The organism is Allobosea sp. RIT-PG3_2, from assembly GCF_057321085.1.
In genome coordinates, this window is sequence record NZ_JBXWCA010000004.1 from 446,477 (window position 1) to 462,878 (window position 16,402).

The 16,402-nt window shown below is 66.8% G+C and carries 15 protein-coding genes; 7 read left to right on the plus strand and 8 right to left on the minus strand.

The window, feature by feature from the left end; all coding sequences use genetic code 11:
- Positions 1-131 precede the first annotated feature (131 nt).
- Both AC2FAN_RS15390 and pobA read right to left on the minus strand, forming a co-directional pair.
- Positions 132-1,325, minus strand: coding sequence for an ABC transporter substrate-binding protein (locus AC2FAN_RS15390; RefSeq protein WP_485175175.1), 1,194 nt, complete (start codon positions 1,323-1,325; stop codon positions 132-134).
- Between the two features lie 139 nt (positions 1,326-1,464).
- On the minus strand, positions 1,465-2,637 hold the full coding sequence (gene pobA / locus AC2FAN_RS15395; RefSeq protein ID WP_485175177.1) for a 4-hydroxybenzoate 3-monooxygenase: 1,173 nt from the start codon (positions 2,635-2,637) through the stop codon (positions 1,465-1,467).
- A 128-nt stretch (positions 2,638-2,765) separates the two neighbouring features.
- Here pobA and AC2FAN_RS15400 point away from each other — a divergent pair, with 128 nt between their 5' ends.
- Positions 2,766-3,641, plus strand: a complete 876-nt coding sequence (locus AC2FAN_RS15400; RefSeq protein WP_485175179.1) for a helix-turn-helix domain-containing protein — start codon at positions 2,766-2,768, stop codon at positions 3,639-3,641.
- A 24-nt stretch (positions 3,642-3,665) separates the two neighbouring features.
- On the opposite strand, the gene pcaDC is transcribed toward AC2FAN_RS15400, so the two are convergent.
- The 5 genes from pcaDC to AC2FAN_RS15425 all read right to left on the minus strand — a co-directional run bounded on the left by pcaDC (position 3,666) and on the right by AC2FAN_RS15425 (position 7,988).
- Entirely contained in the window at positions 3,666-4,847 is a 1,182-nt protein-coding gene (gene pcaDC / locus AC2FAN_RS15405) for a bifunctional 3-oxoadipate enol-lactonase/4-carboxymuconolactone decarboxylase PcaDC (RefSeq protein ID WP_485175181.1), read from the minus strand.
- Positions 4,848-4,858: 11 nt separating this feature from the next.
- Positions 4,859-6,001 (minus strand): lyase family protein, encoded by a 1,143-nt coding sequence (locus tag AC2FAN_RS15410; RefSeq protein WP_485175183.1) that lies wholly within the window; start codon positions 5,999-6,001, stop codon positions 4,859-4,861.
- Entirely contained in the window at positions 5,998-6,660 is a 663-nt protein-coding gene (locus AC2FAN_RS15415; protein ID WP_265050438.1) for a 3-oxoacid CoA-transferase subunit B, read from the minus strand. The genes AC2FAN_RS15410 and AC2FAN_RS15415 overlap by 4 nt, the downstream gene beginning before the upstream one ends.
- Positions 6,660-7,370: a CoA transferase subunit A gene (locus AC2FAN_RS15420; RefSeq protein ID WP_485175185.1), complete on the minus strand. Its 711-nt coding sequence runs from the start codon at positions 7,368-7,370 to the stop codon at positions 6,660-6,662. Before AC2FAN_RS15420 ends, AC2FAN_RS15415 begins: the two co-directional genes overlap by 1 nt.
- Before the next feature lie 177 nt (positions 7,371-7,547).
- Positions 7,548-7,988, minus strand: coding sequence for a PACE efflux transporter (locus AC2FAN_RS15425; RefSeq protein WP_265050436.1), 441 nt, complete (start codon positions 7,986-7,988; stop codon positions 7,548-7,550).
- Between the two features lie 89 nt (positions 7,989-8,077).
- Here AC2FAN_RS15425 and AC2FAN_RS15430 point away from each other — a divergent pair, with 89 nt between their 5' ends.
- The 5 genes from AC2FAN_RS15430 to AC2FAN_RS15450 all read left to right on the plus strand — a co-directional run bounded on the left by AC2FAN_RS15430 (position 8,078) and on the right by AC2FAN_RS15450 (position 13,768).
- Positions 8,078-8,965 carry a LysR family transcriptional regulator gene (locus AC2FAN_RS15430; RefSeq protein ID WP_485175188.1) on the plus strand — a complete coding sequence of 296 codons (888 nt, stop codon included), beginning with the start codon at positions 8,078-8,080 and terminating at the stop codon, positions 8,963-8,965.
- A 243-nt stretch (positions 8,966-9,208) separates the two neighbouring features.
- Positions 9,209-10,774, plus strand: coding sequence for an ABC transporter substrate-binding protein (locus AC2FAN_RS15435; RefSeq protein WP_485175189.1), 1,566 nt, complete (start codon positions 9,209-9,211; stop codon positions 10,772-10,774).
- Positions 10,775-10,874: 100 nt separating this feature from the next.
- The gene (locus AC2FAN_RS15440; protein WP_265050433.1) at positions 10,875-11,816 is read left to right on the plus strand and encodes an ABC transporter permease; all 942 of its coding nucleotides are present in this window, start codon (positions 10,875-10,877) and stop codon (positions 11,814-11,816) included.
- Positions 11,817-11,826: 10 nt separating this feature from the next.
- A complete protein-coding gene (locus AC2FAN_RS15445) occupies positions 11,827-12,672 on the plus strand; it encodes an ABC transporter permease (protein ID WP_265050432.1) in 846 nt (281 codons plus the stop codon).
- Positions 12,673-12,781: 109 nt separating this feature from the next.
- Complete coding sequence (locus AC2FAN_RS15450) at positions 12,782-13,768, plus strand: MurR/RpiR family transcriptional regulator (RefSeq protein ID WP_485175192.1); 987 nt, start codon at positions 12,782-12,784, stop codon at positions 13,766-13,768.
- 27 nt (positions 13,769-13,795) lie between these two features.
- Here the strand turns inward: AC2FAN_RS15450 and AC2FAN_RS15455 are convergent, their stop codons facing one another.
- Entirely contained in the window at positions 13,796-14,668 is an 873-nt protein-coding gene (locus AC2FAN_RS15455; RefSeq protein WP_265050430.1) for a MurR/RpiR family transcriptional regulator, read from the minus strand.
- A 95-nt stretch (positions 14,669-14,763) separates the two neighbouring features.
- Here AC2FAN_RS15455 and AC2FAN_RS15460 point away from each other — a divergent pair, with 95 nt between their 5' ends.
- Positions 14,764-16,377 carry an ABC transporter substrate-binding protein gene (locus AC2FAN_RS15460; protein WP_476806134.1) on the plus strand — a complete coding sequence of 538 codons (1,614 nt, stop codon included), beginning with the start codon at positions 14,764-14,766 and terminating at the stop codon, positions 16,375-16,377.
- Positions 16,378-16,402 lie beyond the last annotated feature (25 nt).

Sequence of the window (16,402 nt, forward strand, 5' to 3'; positions counted from 1 at the left end):
GGGAAAAGCCGCCGTCATGCTCGGGCTTGACCCGAGCTTCTCATGAAGAAGAGGCGCCAGAGCCTCTTCCGGGCGGAGATTCTCGGGTCAATCCCGAGAATGACGGCGCGGTTCAAGCGAAAATGACGTGCTCACTTCGCTAGGCCGGGGTCCTTCTGGTCCGGGAAGCTGGCGATCTCCCGGTTGATCCAGCGGCCCTGCGCATCCTTGGCGACCTCGCGCAGATAGATGGTCTGCGTGACGTGGCGTGTCTCGGGGTCGATCTTGACCGGGCCGCGCGGGCTCTCCCAGGCGAGGCCCTTCACCGCCTCGACCGCCTTCTCGGCATCCTGCTTGCCGCCCGTGGCCGCGATCATCTTGGAGATCACGAACAGGCCGTCATAGGCGCCGACGGCCGGGAAGGAGAGCAGATCGGGCGCGCCGATCGCCTTGTCGGCGGCGGCGACGAAGCGCTTGTTGATCTCCGAGTCGTGCGAGACGGCATAGTGGAAGGAGGTCACCATGCCGGAAGCGGCTTCGCCCAGAGCCGGCAGATCGGATTCCTGCGTCAGGTCGCCGGTGGCGAAGAGCTTGACGCCTGCCTGCTTCAGGCCGGTGTCGCTGAACGCCTTGACGAAGCCGAGCGTCGGCGGACCGGAGGGCAGGAAGGCGAAGACGCCCTGCGCGCCAGCATCGCGGATGCGCTGCATGATCGGGCTGAACTCGGTGGTGTTGAGGGGCATGCGGATCGATTCGGCGACTTCGCCTCCGGCCGCCTCGATCGCCTTCTTGAAGGCGCCTTCGGCATCGACGCCCGGGCCGTAATCGGTGACGACCGAGACGAATTTCTTGATGCCGCGCTCGACGGCGGCCTTGCCGATCGGGGTCGCGGTCTGCGCCGTGGTGAAGGAGGTCCGCACCACCAGCGGCGAGGAGGTCATGATCGCCGAGGTCGCGGCGTTGAAGATCACCAGCGGGACGTTGCCCTGCTTCAGCAGCGGCGTGATCGCCATCGCATCCGGCGTGAAATAGACGCCGCCGAGATACTGGACCTTGTCGCGGACGATCAGCTCCTGCGCCAGGGCGCGGGCCTGCTGCGGGTTGGCCGTCGGCAGGTCGCGATAGACCAGCTCGATGTCGTGGCCGGCGACGGACTTGCCGTTCTGCGCCAGCCAGGCCTCGGCGCCGGCCTGGAAATTCTTGCCCTGCAGGGCGAAGGGGCCGGAGAACGGCCCGATGATGCCGACCTTGATGGTATCGGCCCAGGCCGAAGCGCTCAGAGTCAGCGCTGCCGCGACAGCCAGCGCGCCCGCGGGCAGCAGCCTGCCCAACAATCCCTTGCTCATCTACGTCTCCTCCCAATGCTGCTGGCGATCCCGCAAGCGCTTTGCGCGGATCGATGCTCTAGCTGTCCGGGCCGGTTGCCGCCATGGCGCCGGGCCTCTTGTTATCACCAACGCAATTTTCCGCCCTGCCGCAAGGCTCTCAATAGGGCAGGCCGACATAGTTCTCGGCGACGGCGGTGGCAGCCGCGCGCGAGTGAATCAGATAATCGAACTCCGCCTGCTGGATGCGCTGGTCGAAGCCGTCACGCTCGGGGAAGCGGTGCAGCAGGTTCGTCATCCACCAGGAGAAACGTTCCGCCTTCCAGACGCGGGCGAGAGCTCGAGCCGAATAGGCTGCGAGACCGGCATCCGAACCGTCGCGATAGTGCTCGCGCAGGGCGTCGAAGAGATAGCGCACGTCGCTCGCGGCCAGATTGAGGCCCTTGGCCCCGGTCGGCGGCACGATATGGGCGGCATCGCCGGCCAGGAACAGCTGGCCGTGGCGCATCGGCTCGACGACGAAGCTGCGCAGGGGAGCGATGCTCTTTTCGAGCGAAGGGCCGGCGGTCACCGTATCGGCCACCTTGGCCGGCAGGCGCCGGCGCAGCTCGTCGAAGAAGGCCTCGTCCGACCAGTTCTCGACGCGCTCCTCCAACGGGACCTGGATGTAGTAGCGGCTGCGCTCGGCCGAGCGCATCGAGCACAGGGCGAAGCCGCGCTCGTGGTTGGCATAGACCAGCTCATGCGCCGCCGGCGGACGGTCGACCAGCAGGCCGAGCCAGCCGAAGGGATAGATTCGCTCGAAGCCCTGCAGCGCGGCCGGCGGGATGGAGGCGCGCGAAACCCCGTGATAGCCGTCGCAGCCGGCGATGAAATCGCAGCGCAATTCCTGGGCCTGCCCGTTCGCCCGGAAGGTCACGCGCGGCGAAGCGGTATCGATGTCGTGCAAGGCGACACCCTCGGCCTCGTAGATCGTCGGATGGCCGAGCGCCTGCCGGGCTTCGACGAGGTCGCGCGTCACCTCGGTCTGGCCGTAGACGGTGACAGTCCTGCCCCCGCTCAGCTGTTTCAGATCGATGCGATGGAGCGCGCCGCCGAAGGCGAGCGAAAAGCCGTCATGGACCAGGCCCTCCTGATCGAGCCGCTTGCCGACGCCGGCCTCGTGCAGGAGATCGACCATGCCCTGTTCGAGCACGCCGGCACGGATGCGCGACAGCACGTAGTCGACGCTGCGCCGCTCGACGATGACATTGTCGATACCGGCACGCGACAGAAGCTGTCCGAGCAGCAGGCCGGCAGGGCCGGCGCCGATAATGGCGACCTGCGTTCGCATTGTTATTGACCTCCCGCGAAGCGCCGATTTGCACCGTTCGATCCGCACGACAGAGCTAAGCTATTAAAGCCAGTTGACGGAATGGAGGATTCGCGCAGTGTCTTGGACTAATCGATCTTGAGGCCTGGATGCCCGGCAGAACCGTCCCCGCTTATTGGCTCTATGGCGAGCGCCTGAGCGACCGTTTCCCCGATGCGCTGCATATCGAGCCGATCATGGCGCGCAGCTCGCTGCATGGCTGGACGATCCAGCCGCATCTGCATCACGACCTGTTCCAGTTCTTCCTCGTGGCGCAAGGGGGCGGCCGGACACGCGTCGATGGCCGCGACCATCTTCTGTCGCCGGGATCGGTGCTGTTGTTGCCGCCTTCGACCATCCATGAGTTCGCGTTCCTCGATGGGACCGATGGCTTCGTTGCCAGCGCAGCCGCGACCTCGCTGAAACGCCTGTTCGGCAGCGAGCCGGAAGCGGGGGCCCTGCTTGGCGCCGCGGCGGTGCTGCATGTGCCTGCGGATGGTGCGGAGTTCATCGGGCTGCAGGCTCTCATGCGGCTGGCGATGAGCGAATTCTCCGCGAACCTGCCGGTGCGCGAGTTCGCGCTCGGCGCCTATGCCGATCTCATTGCATCCTGGTTCGTGCGCGCGATGCGTGGCGTCAAGGCTGGCGCAGAGCCGGCGAGGGACGCGCGCGCTGGCCTCGTGCGCCGCTTCGTCGAGCGCGTCGAGACCCGCTTCCAGCAGCATGATGCGCTCACCGATTATGCGCGCGCGCTGGGCGCGTCGGTGCCGCATCTGTCGCGCAGTTGTCGGGAGTTGCTCGGCCATTCCGCCGCGCGCGTGATCCAGGACAGGCTGATGATCGAAGCGCGGCGCGATCTGGTCTATACCGCGATGACGATCTCGCAGATTTCTTTCCGGCTGGGCTTCGCCGATCCGGCCTATTTCTCGCGCTTCTTCGCCAAGCGCGCGGGCGTGTCGCCCTCAGATTACCGGGCGAAGACCTGAGCGGCCAGGCAGCCTCCGAGGTCGTCAGCCTGCGGCTTCTATCTCCTTCATCACCGCCGCGGCTTCGGCGAAGGCGGTGTTCCCGGCCGGGACGCCGGCATAGATCGCCGTCTGCATCAGCACTTCCTTGAGGTCGTCCTGTGTGAAGCCGCCGCGAGTCAGCCCGGCGCGGACATGGAGGCGGAACTCCTCCCAGCGGCCGAGGCTTGCGGTGATCGCGATGACGAGCAGGCGCCGCGTCCGGTCGTCGAGACCGGGCCGGCTCCAGATCTCCTGCCAGGCGATGCGGGTGATCATTGCCTGGAATTCGGCGTTGAAGGGCGTGCGGCCGGCGAGCGAGCGATCGACCCAGGCATCGCCGAGGACGCGGCGGCGGTTCTTCAGCCCGGCCTCGAACAGGGCTTCGGCCGAGTCCGCGACATCGGGGCCGGGTGAAAGGAATCCGCGCAGCGCGCCGGCCAGAGCAGCGGGCGCTTCGAGCGGGGCGAGATGGCCGCAATCGAGCCGCGCCAGTCGCGCAGCGGGAATGGCGGCGACGAGGTTCTCGCCATGGCCTGCGAAGGGAGTCGAGGCGTCGCGCTCGCCGACGACGATCAGCGTCGGACAGGAGAGGTGGCTCAGGCGGCCGACCAGATCCATGTCGCGGATCGCGGCTCCGGCCCCCGCATAGCCTTCGCGCGCCATTCCGACGAGGCTGCGCCTGACGCTTTCGGCAATGGCGGGCTGGCCTGCCGTGAAGGCTGGCGAGAGGAAGCGCTGCATGGCGAGGTCGGCGATCGCCGCCGTGCCGCCGGCCCGGACCTTGGTGATGCGGTCCTGCCATGCCGCCCGGTCCATGGTCGCCGAGGTGCAGATCAGCGCCAGCGCCGAGACGCGTTCCGGCCGGGTCAACGCCAGCTCCATCGCGATCATGCCGCCGAGCGAGACACCGGCAACCGCGGCCTTGTCGAGGCCGGCGCCGTCCATTGCCGCCACGGTATCGCCGGCGAGCTGGGCGAGCGTGTAGTCGCCGTCAGGGGCATCGGATGCGCCATGGCCGCGCGTGTCGAGCCGCAGCACGCGGAAGGCCGCGAGCAAGGCGGGCATCGCCGCATCCCAGAGCGAGAGGTCGGTGCCGATCGAATTCAGCAGTACGAGCGCCGGCTTGTCGTCGGCACCTTCGAGTTTCCAATAGATGCGGGCGCCGTTGCTGACTGCGAAAGGCATGGAATCGTCCTTCAGATGCGCGGCGCGAGCAGAGCTGCGACAAGCGTTTCGCTTTCGCCGATATCGGTACCGACCTCCGCCGCCGCGAGATTGCGGGCGATGGCGGCTTCGTCGATCTCCAGGCCTTCCGCGACCGTCGCCATGGCTTCGGCTGCGCCCGCCGCCAGTAGGAAAAGCTCGGCCAGGGCTGGGCCTTCGGCCTGCCAGCCGCCGAGGCCTCGCTCTTCCTCGGCGGGAAGGCCGGCGAGGATGCCGGCGATCAGGCCGGGTGCGCGCATGGCGGCCGAAAGTGCGACCTGGCAGCCGGTGGGATTGCGCTTGTGCGCCATCGCGGAAGAGCCGCCGCGCCCCGGAACCGCCGGCTCGCGCGCCTCGCCGACACCATTCTGGGCGAGAAGCGAGACGTCGCGCGCCATCTTGCCGAGCGCCCCGATCGCGATGGCCAAGGATGTCGCGATGCCGGCGACACCACCGCGGCGGGCGTGCCAGGGCGCCACATCGGGCAAGCCGAGCGCAGCGGCGAGGCGCGCGGCCACAGCGGCGCCCTTGCCATCGAGGCCGGCGCGGCTTCCCGCGGCACCGCCGAATTGCAATGTCGCTCCGGTCTCCACCTCGCGCCGCAGGCGGGCGGCGGCATCACCGACACCAGCCTGCCAATGCGCGATGCGCAGGCCGAAGCCGATCGGCAGCGCGTCCTGCAGCAGGGTGCGGCCGATGGCCGGGGTTGTTGCGTGGCGTTGCGCCAGCGCGGCGAGCGCCGTCGCGACGCGATCGAGATCGCTGTCGAGCAGTTCGCTTGCGGCACGGATCTGGCAGGCGAGAACCGTATCCGCGACGTCCTGGCTGGTTGCGCCCTTGTGCAGGGCCTTGGCTGCTGCCGCATCCGGCAGGGCGGCGCGCAGCCGCGCCACCAGCGGGATCGCGAGCGTGCCGGCGAGCGCCGCCTCATCGGCGAGCTCGGCGGGGTCGATAGCGATGTCCGTGCAAAGCCTTGCGATCGCCTCGGCCTGTGCCGGGCCGATAAGCCCTTCGGCGGCTTCGGCGCGCGCAAGCTCAGCCTCGAAGGCCAACGCATGACGCAATGTAGCCGTGTCCGAGAACACGGCCAGCATCGCTTTGGTTGTCGCCGGCCTGCTGCGGAGGAGCTGGCTCACGCGGCCTTGGCGAGCGACGGCGCGACGGCGAAGGGAGCACCCGTCTTGGCCTTGACCTCGGCGAGGTCGACGCCCGGCGCGAGCTCGATCAGCGTCAGCCCGCCGCCATTGGCCTTGTCACAGCTCATGACGCAGAGATCGGTGATGATGAGATCGACGACGCCCGCGCCGGTCAGCGGCAGCGAGCAGCGCTCCAGCACCTTGGACTCGCCCGCCTTGTTGGCATGATCCATCACGACGATGACCTTCTTGACGCCGGCGACGAGATCCATCGCGCCGCCCATGCCCTTCACCATCTTGCCGGGAATGGTCCAGTTGGCGATGTCGCCATTGGCAGCCACTTCCATGGCGCCGAGGATGGTCAGGTCGATATGGCCGCCGCGGATCATCGCGAAGCTGTCGGCCGACGAGAAGAAGCTCGAGCTCGGCAGCGCCGTGATCGTCTGCTTGCCGGCATTGATCAGGTCGGGATCGGCCTCGCCCTCATAGGGGAAGGGGCCGATGCCGAGCAGGCCGTTCTCCGACTGCAGCGTCACGTCGACGCCATCGGGGATGTAGTTCGCCACCAGCGTGGGGATGCCGATGCCGAGATTGACGTAGAAGCCGTCCTTCAGTTCCTTGGCGGCGCGGGCGGCCACCTCTTCGCGGGTCCAGGCCATTATGCCGCCTCCCTCTTGCGCTCGGTCAGCTTCTCGATCTTCTTCTCGTTGATCGTGCTCTTGATGATGCGGTCGACATAGATGCCGGGGGTGTGGATCGCCTCGGGATCGAGCGAACCGACCGGCACGATCTCCTCGACCTCGACGACCGTCACCTTGCCGGCCGTGGCCATGTTCGGGTTGAAGTTGCGGGCGGTGCGCCGGTAGACGAGGTTGCCGGCGGTGTCGGCCTTCCAGGCCTTGACGATGGCGAGGTCGGCACGGAGCCAGGTCTCGCGGACATAGAGCTGGCCATCGAACTCCTCGACCGGCTTGCCCTCGGCGACCACCGTGCCGACGCCGGTCTTGGTGTAGAAGGCCGGGATGCCGGCGCCACCGGCGCGGATGCGCTCGGCCAGCGTGCCCTGCGGATTGAGCTCGAGCTCGAGCTCGCCGGCGAGATATTGCTGCTCGAACAGCTTGTTCTCGCCGACATAGGACGCGATCATCTTCTTGACCTGCCGGGTCTGCAGCAGCATCCACAGGCCGAAGCCGTCGGCGCCGGCATTGTTCGAGATCACCGTCAGGTTCTTCACCCCGGAATCGCGAATCTGCGGAATCAGGCTCTCGGGGTTGCCCGACAGCCCGAAGCCGCCCGACATGATCGTCATCCCGTCAAAAAGCAGCCCCTCCAATGCAGCCGAAGGGCTGTCATAGATCTTGTGCGTCATCGATCCTCCATAGGCGCGGCTTGGCGCCGCGGCATTCGCTTCGATGGCCCGGCCGCCGCGATGGACGGGCCAAAAGTTTCCGGCGCCGATCAGAATACGATCGCCCGCGAATGTCCATGGGTGGGATGCATGGGTAGCCCCACCTTCGAAGAAAAGCGGGCCCGCTGCCGGGGGCGCTCAGGCGACCGCCATCCGCGCGGGTGACGGGATCGGGAAGGCGCGGTCATAGGCCAGATTGAACAGGAAAGCGTAGACCACGTAGAAGACGACGATGGCGAGGTCCATCACGAAGGTCTGCCACAGGCTCATGCCGAGATACCAGGCGATCGGCGGCAAGAGCAGCAGGAGCAGGCCGCCCTCGAACAGCAGCACATGCAGGACGCGCGTCGCGACATTCTTGCGGGTATGCCCGACGAGGTGGTGCATGGCGTGGTCGAAGCCGAGATTGAAGACGAAGTTCCAGATCGTCGCGACCGTCGCCGAGCCGACGCCGATCACGCCCATATGCGTGGCGGGGAGGCCGAAAAGCTGAGCGCCACCCGGAATCACCAGTGCCAGCCCGATCGCTTCGAACAGGAGCGCATGGCGAACCCGGTCGGGAAAGGAGCGCATCGACATATGAAACAACCTGCCGTTCTTGTTGACGGCGTGTCTTCTATCTCCAAATCTACGTATCTCAAGTTAGATGATATCTGGATATCAGATAGATGGGTGTTTCCTTCGAGCAGCTGGAAGCCTTCGTCGCGGCGGCCGAACATGGTTCGTTCTCCGCGGCCGGCCGGGTTCTGCGCAAGGCGCAATCCGCGGTCAGCACGCAGGTTACCAATCTCGAGGATGATCTCGGGATCGCATTGTTCAGCCGGGCGGGCCGCAACCCTGTGCTGACGGCTGCGGGCGAGCGCCTGTTGCGGGAAGCCAGGGTGATCCTCGACCGGCGCGAGCATCTGGTCGGCGTCGCCAGCGGTTTCGAGGCCCATGTCGAGACGCGGCTCGTCGTCGCCATCGACGAGCTCTATCCCGAACATCTGCTGGGTACGCTCTTCGCGGATTTCGCGCGGCAGTTCCCCCATGTCGAGCTGGAGCTGCTGTTCCCGCTGATGGAGGATGTCAGCCAGCTCGTTCTGGCGGGGCAGGCCGATATCGGGGTGATGTGGCGGCAGGAGGTGCTGCCGCCGGAACTCGGCTTCCAGACCGTCGGCTGGGTGCCGATCAAGCTCGTCTGCGGCAAGCAGCATCCGCTCGCCGGCACCCGCGTCGACTGGGAAGAGCTCAAGCGACATCGGCAGATCCTCGTCGCGGCACGTGGCAACGGCCCGGAGAAGCAGCGCCTGCGTGTCGCGGCCGAGGTCTGGTGGGTCGAAAGCCATTGGGTCATCCTGCAACTGGTGAAGCAGGGCATCGGCTGGGCCTTCGTCTCCAGCTACGTCATCGAGCATTCGCCGGTGGCGGCCGATCTCGTCACGCCCGACCTGCAGTTCGACAATTTCGATCTTCCGGTGGCGCTGGAGATGGTCTGGCACAAACAGCGCCCCTGTGGGCCGGCTGCGGCCTGGCTGCGCGAGCGCTTCGCGGCTGCCCGCATCGACACGGCCTGACCACGGTAGAACTGGCAATTTATCCCAGCCGGGGTGCCGATATCTTTTCGATCGGCGACAGATTTGCAATTAAATTACATTCTCTTCGCTGGCCGCATCGCACCACATACGCGATCTCTGGTTTAAAGCCAATTCTGCGCGCCTACTGCGACCACGAGGTTGCCACGTCGAATTGGCTGGGCTAAATAATCCGTAATAAAATTTCATAATGCCGCTCAGAGCGGTTTCATCTGGGGAGTGACCATGCAGACCAATTCCTTCTCTCGCGCTGCCCTGACGCGGCGTGGCCTCGGTGGGCTTGCGGCCGGTCTCGCGGCCTCGACCATGCTGGCTCCGGTTGCAGGCTGGGCTCAGGGCGCATCGAGCGCGAACCTCGCCATGGTCGGCGAGCCGCAGTCGCTCGATCCGATGGCATCGACCGCCGACCTCGTCGGCACGATCATGCAGCATGTCTACGAGCCGCTGTTCACCTTCGACGCCAACTGGGCGACGCAGCCCATGCTGGCTGCCGCGCTGCCCACGGTCTCGGCCGACGGCAAGACCTATACGATCGAGCTGCGCAAGGGCGTGAAGCTCCATAACGGCCGCGACCTCGATGCCGAGGACGTCGTCGCCTCGCTGAAGCGCTGGTTCGACATGACGCCGCGCGGCAAGGGGCTGGCGAAGAGCCTCGCCAGCCTGACGGCGAAGGGGTCGACGACGGTCGAGATCGTCCTGAACAAGGTCGAGCCGGCCTTGCTGGCGCATCTGGCGCTGCCATCGGGCTTTGCCGCGATCATGGCGAAGGAATCGATCGCCAATCCGCTGACCGAATTCGTGGGCACTGGCCCCTACAAGTTCCGCGAGCGCAAGCCCGACCAGTTCGTGGTGCTGGTCAAGCACGAGGGCTATGCCTCGCGCAGCGAGCCGGCCTCCGGCTATGCCGGGAAGCGCGAAGCGAAGATCGACGAGTTGCGCTTCATCCCGGTGCCCAACGCCAATACCCGCCTCGAAGGCGTGATCGCCGGCCAGTATCAGTTCTCCGACCAGCTCCCGGTCGAGAGCTTCAAGAAGCTGTCGGCGGCCAGCGCCGCGCGCGCCGTGCTGACCATGCCCTTCGGCTTCCCCTATTTCCCGACCAACACCAAGCAGGGCCCGATGGCCGATCTGAAGGTCCGTCAGGCCTTCCAGATGGCGCTCGATCTCGAAGAGGTGCTGATGGCCGGCTTCGGCGAGCCGAAATTCTTCGCGACCGCCGCCGAGCACTTCCCCAAGGGTTCGCCCTTCTTCTCGGAAGCGGGCAAGGACAAGTACAGCAAGGCCGACGTCGCCGGCGCCAAGAAGCTGCTGGCCGAGGCGAAGTATGACGGCACGCCGATCCGCATCCTCAATTCGAAGCAGTACGACTTCCATCACCGCATGGCGCTGGTGATGGCCGAGCAGATGAAGGCGGCGGGCTTCAAGGTGCAGCTCGACGTCGTCGATTGGGCGACACTGATCCAGCGTCGCGGCGACGCGGCGCTGTGGGACATCTACATCACCCATTCTGCCTTCCTGCCCGAGCCGATGCTGTCGCCGCCGCAACTGGGCGAAGGCGCCCCCGGCTGGTGGTCGAGCCCGGCGAAGGACGCGGCGCTTGCCGCCTTCAACGCCGAGCCCGACCCGGCCAAGCGCGGCGCGCTCTGGGGCAAGGTCCAGCAGGTCGTCTATGACGAGGTGCCCTATATCCGTGCCGGCAATTTCGGCGCGCTGTCGGGAGCCTCGGCCAAGATGAACGACTTCGCCGCCATGCCCTGGCCGTCCTTCTGGAACGTCAGCCTGGCCAAGTAACCGGCTCTCGGCATCGCCCGCACCAGAGAGACCGGCGCGGCACACGCTGCGCCGGAACTCACTCCCGACACGCCTGCTTCCTGCAAACGGAGCGTATCCGATGCTCGCGCATATCGGGCGCCGGTTCACCGGCCTGCTGCTCGTGCTCCTCATCGTCGCCGCGCTGGTGTTCTTCCTGACGCGGCTGGCGCCGGGCGATCCTGCGGCCCTGATGCTCGGCGATCAGGCGACGGCCGATGACATCGCGCGGCTGCGCGCCGCCTATGGCCTCGACAAGCCGCTGCTGCTGCAGTTCTTCCTCTGGCTGAAGGAGGTCGCGAGCGGCAATCTCGGCCAGTCGATCTTCCTGCAGCGGCCGGTGACGCAAGCGCTCTTCGAGCGCGCCGAGCCGACCTTTTTCCTCGCCATGTTCTCGCTCGCCATCGCGGCGGCGATCGGCATCCCCGCCGGCATCGCCTCGGCGGTCTGGCGCGGTCGCGCGGTCGACCAGGCCGTCAGCGGCCTTGCGATGCTGGCGGCTAATATCCCGAGCTTCTGGCTCGGGCTGATCTTCATCCAGCTCTTCGCGGTGAAGCTCGGCTGGTTCCCGGTCGCCGGCTATGGCGCGCCGGAGGCTGGTTTCGCCGAGCGGTTGCGGCATCTCCTGCTGCCGGCCGCCGTGCTGGGCGTCGTCAATTCCGCCCTGATCACGCGCTTCACCCGCGCGAGCATGCTCGACATCCTCGATGCCGACTTCCTGCGCACGGCGCGGGCGAAGGGCTTGTCCGAGCGGCGCGTGCTGCTGGGACATGCCTTCCGCAACATTCTCGTTCCGGTGATCACCGTGCTCGGCCTGACACTGGCGCTGCTGATCGGCGGCGCGATCGTCACGGAGACCGTGTTCGGGCTGCCCGGCATCGGCAATCTCGTCGTCTCCGCCGTGCTGCGGCGCGACTACCCGGTGATCCAGGGGGCGCTGCTCGCCGTCGCCGCGATCTACGTGCTGATCAACCTCGTCATCGACGTGATCTACACGCTCGTCGATCCGCGTGTCCGTTACTGAGGCCGCGCCGATGAACTCGCCCTTTTTCGCCTTCTTCCGCAGCCTGTTCCGCCGCAAGCTGGTCCTGATCGCGACGATCATCCTCCTGGTCGCGTTCGCGCTGGCCGTGCTCGCGCCCTGGGTTTCGCCCTTCGATCCCGGTGCGATGCGGGTGGTGCGGCGGCTGCGTCCGCCGGGCGAGGTCAACTGGTTCGGCACCGACGAGCTCGGCCGCGACATCTTCTCGCGGATCATCTGGGGCGCGCGCGCCTCGCTGGGCATCGGCTTCGCCGTGGTGGTCATCTCGGTCGGCGTCGGATCGGCGCTCGGATTGATCGCCGGCTATTTCAAGCGGCTCGACGCCGCGATCATGCGCCTGGTCGACGCGCTGATGGCGCTGCCCGACATCCTGCTCGCGATCTTTCTCGTCGCGGTGCTGGGCGCGTCTGCCGGCAATGTGATCCTCGCATTGTCGATCGTCTACACGCCGCGCGTCGTGCGGGTGATCCGGGCCTCGACGCTGGTCGTCCGCGAGCTGCCCTTCGTCGAGGCGGCCCGCTCGATCGGCGTCTCGACCCCACGCATCCTCGCGGTGCATCTGCTGCCGAACATCGCCTCGCCGGTGCTGGTCCAGGCGACCTTCATCTTCGCCTATGCGGTGCTGGCGGAAGCGGGTCTTTCCTTCCTCGGCGCCGGCGTGCCGCCGGAGACGCCGACCTGGGGCACGATGATCGCTTCTGGCCAGCAATATGCAGATGATGCCTTCTGGCTCGTCGCTTTTCCGGGCTTTGCGATCGTGCTCGTGGCATTGTCGTTGCAGATCCTCGGCGACGGGTTGCGCGACATGCTCGATCCGCGGCTCAGAAAGGCACTGTGATGGCCGCTTTCGCCCCCTTTTCTGCCCTGGCCTGGGGAAGTTTCTCGCGGCCGATGCGGATCGGGGCGAAACCGGATCGCAAGCGCGGCGCCAGCGAAGCTCCCGTGGCATGACGAACGAATTCGAGCCCTCCGCGATGATGCCACGGCCGAGCGGGCCGGACGATTCCGTCGGGGCTTCCGATATCCTGAGCACCATCCGCGCCGGGCTCGAGGGCATGTCCGAAAGCCAGAAGCGCGTCGGACTGCTGTTCATCGGCGACCCGGAATGGGCGGTGAAGGCGAATGTCGAGGACATCGCCGCGCGGGCCGGGGTCAGCGCGCCGACGATCGTGCGCTTCGCCCGTGCGGTCGGCTGCGAGGGGCTGCGGGACCTGAAGCTGAAGCTCGCCGGAGCGCTGGCGCTGGGTGCGCCTTTCCTGCATCGCTCGGTGCATGTCGGAGAGACGGCTGCCGATGTGGTGCGCAACGTCACCGGCAGCATGACGACCGTCATCGCCGACTGGCAGCGCCGGCTCGACCCGGCCGAGCTGGATCGCGCCGCGGCGGCGATCAAGCAGGCGCGCCGTGTCGACTGCCTCGGCACCGGCGCAACCTCGCATTTCCTGGCGCAGGACCTGCAGGCGCGGCTGTTCCGCCTCGGCCTGACGGCGAATGCGTTCTCCGATGCGCATTTCCAGCTCGTGGCCGCGGCGACGCTGACCTCGGCCGATGTTCTGGTCGCGATCTCCTTCGTCGGCCGCATGCCGGCCCTGCTGCGCGCCGTCGAGGTCGGCCGTGCGCGCGGTGCGACGGTGATCGTCCTGACACAGGCGCGCACGCCGCTGGCCGAACTCGGCCATATCGTCATTCCGATGGATGTGCCGCATGACGCGACCATGCTGGTCGGCACCGATGCCTATGTCGTCCAACTCATCGCGATCGAGGTCCTGATGATCCTGGTCGGGCTGCGTCAGGGGCCGGGGCTGATCGCCCGCATGAACGAGCTCCAGCACGTGCTCAACACCTATGGCGTCGATCGCGAGGACCCTTCGGTCCTGCACGCCAGCTGGCGCCAGATGCTGGAATCCGATCTCGGTCCGCCCGAGACGGGCTGACGCGAAATCGCGGGCAACTGCGCCCGCCTATTGGTGGAACGTCCAGAGCAGGCTTTCGCTCAGCTCCTTCAATGCTTCGACCGCGTCCGGCCGTTCACGCGCGACGGCTGCGATCAGGGCGTCTGCCAGCGCGAACACCGCCGTGGGCGAGTTCGGCAGCAGCCGGCTGCGCGCGGGCGCGAACAGCGTGACATCGGCGATCGGCGCGAGCGGAGAGGTCGGGCTGTCCGTCAGCACCAGCAGCGCGGCGCCGCGTTTCTTGGCGAAGCTGGCGAGATCGAGCGTCGCGCGGGAATAGCGCGGCACCGAGATCGCCACGACGAGATCGTCCGGACGTGCCGACATCATGTGGCGGATGGCGCGCTCCGGCCCGGTGCGCGATGACGCGAAGATCACGTCGGCGTCGAGATAGAGCGCCAGCCCATCCTCGAGGAAGGACGCGACGTGGTGGCTCGCGCCCGAGGCTGCGATGAAGACGCGGGGCGCCTTCAGCAAGAGTTCGACCGCCCGCGTCACGGCCGGTTCGGTCAGCCCGTCGCGCGCCGCCTGGAGATTGCCCGCCTGATCTGCGAGGGCCGCTGCGAAGGTCGCGAAGGTCGAGCCTGCCGCCGAGCGCGCTCCGGCAAAGTTGTCGACAGGGTCGTGCGCGAATTTCAGCGCCGCCGAAAGCGCGCTGCGGAACTCGCCATATCCGCCATAGCCGAGCGTCCGGACGAAACGCGTCACCGTGGCGTTGGACGTCCCGCTTCCTTCTGCCAGCCCTTCGATCGTCATGGTCGCGACGTCGAGCGGATGCTGCAGAACGAAATCTGCGGCGCGGCGATGGCCGTTGCTCAGCGACGGATAGATCCGCGCGATCCGGTTGGAAAGGTCCGTCGTCGGCTTCAGGCCTTGGGACATATGTCGCCACCCGATTGACGTTCAAATATTTTCATGTTTGCTACTAGACGAAAATAAAGCTGTCAAAAGCGTCCAGCTCGGGAGCGGATACCACCATGCGTCATTCCCTGTTCGCCGCGGCCCTCGCCGCCCTCTGCCTGCCCGCGAGTGCGGTTTCGGCGCAAACCCTGCGCATCGCGCTGGCCTCCGAGCCGACGGCCGTCGATCCGCATTATCACGATCTCACGCCGAACAACGCTTTGGCGCAGCATATCTTCGATTCGCTCGTCAGCCAGGACGAGCAGCAGAAGCTGCACCCCAGCCTTGCGGCCTCCTGGGAGAACGACGGCAAGAACCGCTGGACGTTCAAGCTGCGCGAGGGCGTGAAGTTCTCGAACGGCAAGCCCTTCACCGCCGAGGACGTGGTCTTCACCTTCTGCCGCACGCTGAAGAACGAGACCAAGGTCTCGGATTCCTTCGCCGACGTCACCGGCAACTTCGCGTCAGTCGAGACGCCCGATCCGCAGACGCTGGTGATCAACACCACCAATCCCGAGCCGCTGCTGCCTAACCTGCTCTCGGCGCTCAGCATCCTCTCGGCATCGATCGTCGAGCATGGCCCGATCAGCTACGATATCGCCAAGAATTGCGGTGTCACCGGACCTTGGCCGACGGTCAACGGCTTCAATGACGGCACGCTCGCCATCGGCACCGGTCCCTACAAGCTGAAGTCCTATGTGCGGGGATCGGCGATCGAGCTGGAGCGCAACGCGAGCTATTGGGGCAAGGCCGAACCCTGGGCGACCGTGCGCCTGCTGCCGGTCAGCAATGCCGGCCCGCGCCTCGCCGGCCTGCTCGCCGGCGATTACGACGTGATCGAGAACCCGGCGGCGCGCGATCTCGGCCGGATCAAGGGCGACAAGCGCTTCGGCCATGTCATCACCCCCTCGACGCGCGTGGTCTATTTCCAGCTCGACGTCGCCCGCGACCAGAGCCCCTTCGTCAAGTCCGACGACGGCAAGAACCCGTTGAAGGACCCGCGCGTGCGCCAGGCGATGTCGCTCGCCATCGATCGCGACGCCATCGTCAAGCGCATCATGGATGGCGCGGCCGAGCCGGCCTATCAGTACCTGCCGACCGGCATGTTCGGCACGCAGGCCAACCCGCCGAAGCTCGCCTATGATCCGACTGCGGCCAAGAAGCTGCTGGCCGAGGCCGGCTATGCCAAGGGCTTCCAGCTCACCCTGTCGACGACCAACGACCGCTACATCAACGACAGCCAGATCACTCAGGCCGTCGCGCAGTACCTGACCCAGATCGGCATCAAGACCGAGGTCGATGCGATGACGCGGGCGATCTATTTCCCGCGCCGCGCCAAGAAGGAATTCAGCGTCGCGCTCGGCGGCTGGGGCTCCGGCACCGGCGAGGCGGCCTCCTTCCTGCGCCAGTGGCCGCCGACCCCGAACGAGACCAAGACCATCGGCGGCTCGAACTATGGCGGCTACAAGAACGACCAGTTCGACAAGCTGATCCGCGAGGCGATCACCACCCTCGACGACGCCAAGCGCGCGGCGCTTCTGCAGGAAGCCGGCAAGCTCGTCGTCGCCGACAACGCCTTCATCCCGCTGCACTTCGAGAGCGGCATCTGGGCCTTCAAATCCGATCTCGCCGTCACCGGCCGCGCCGATCAGTACATGCTGGCGATGTCGGTGAAGCCGGTCGCCAAGTAATCCCCCGAAACGATGGGCCGCCCTG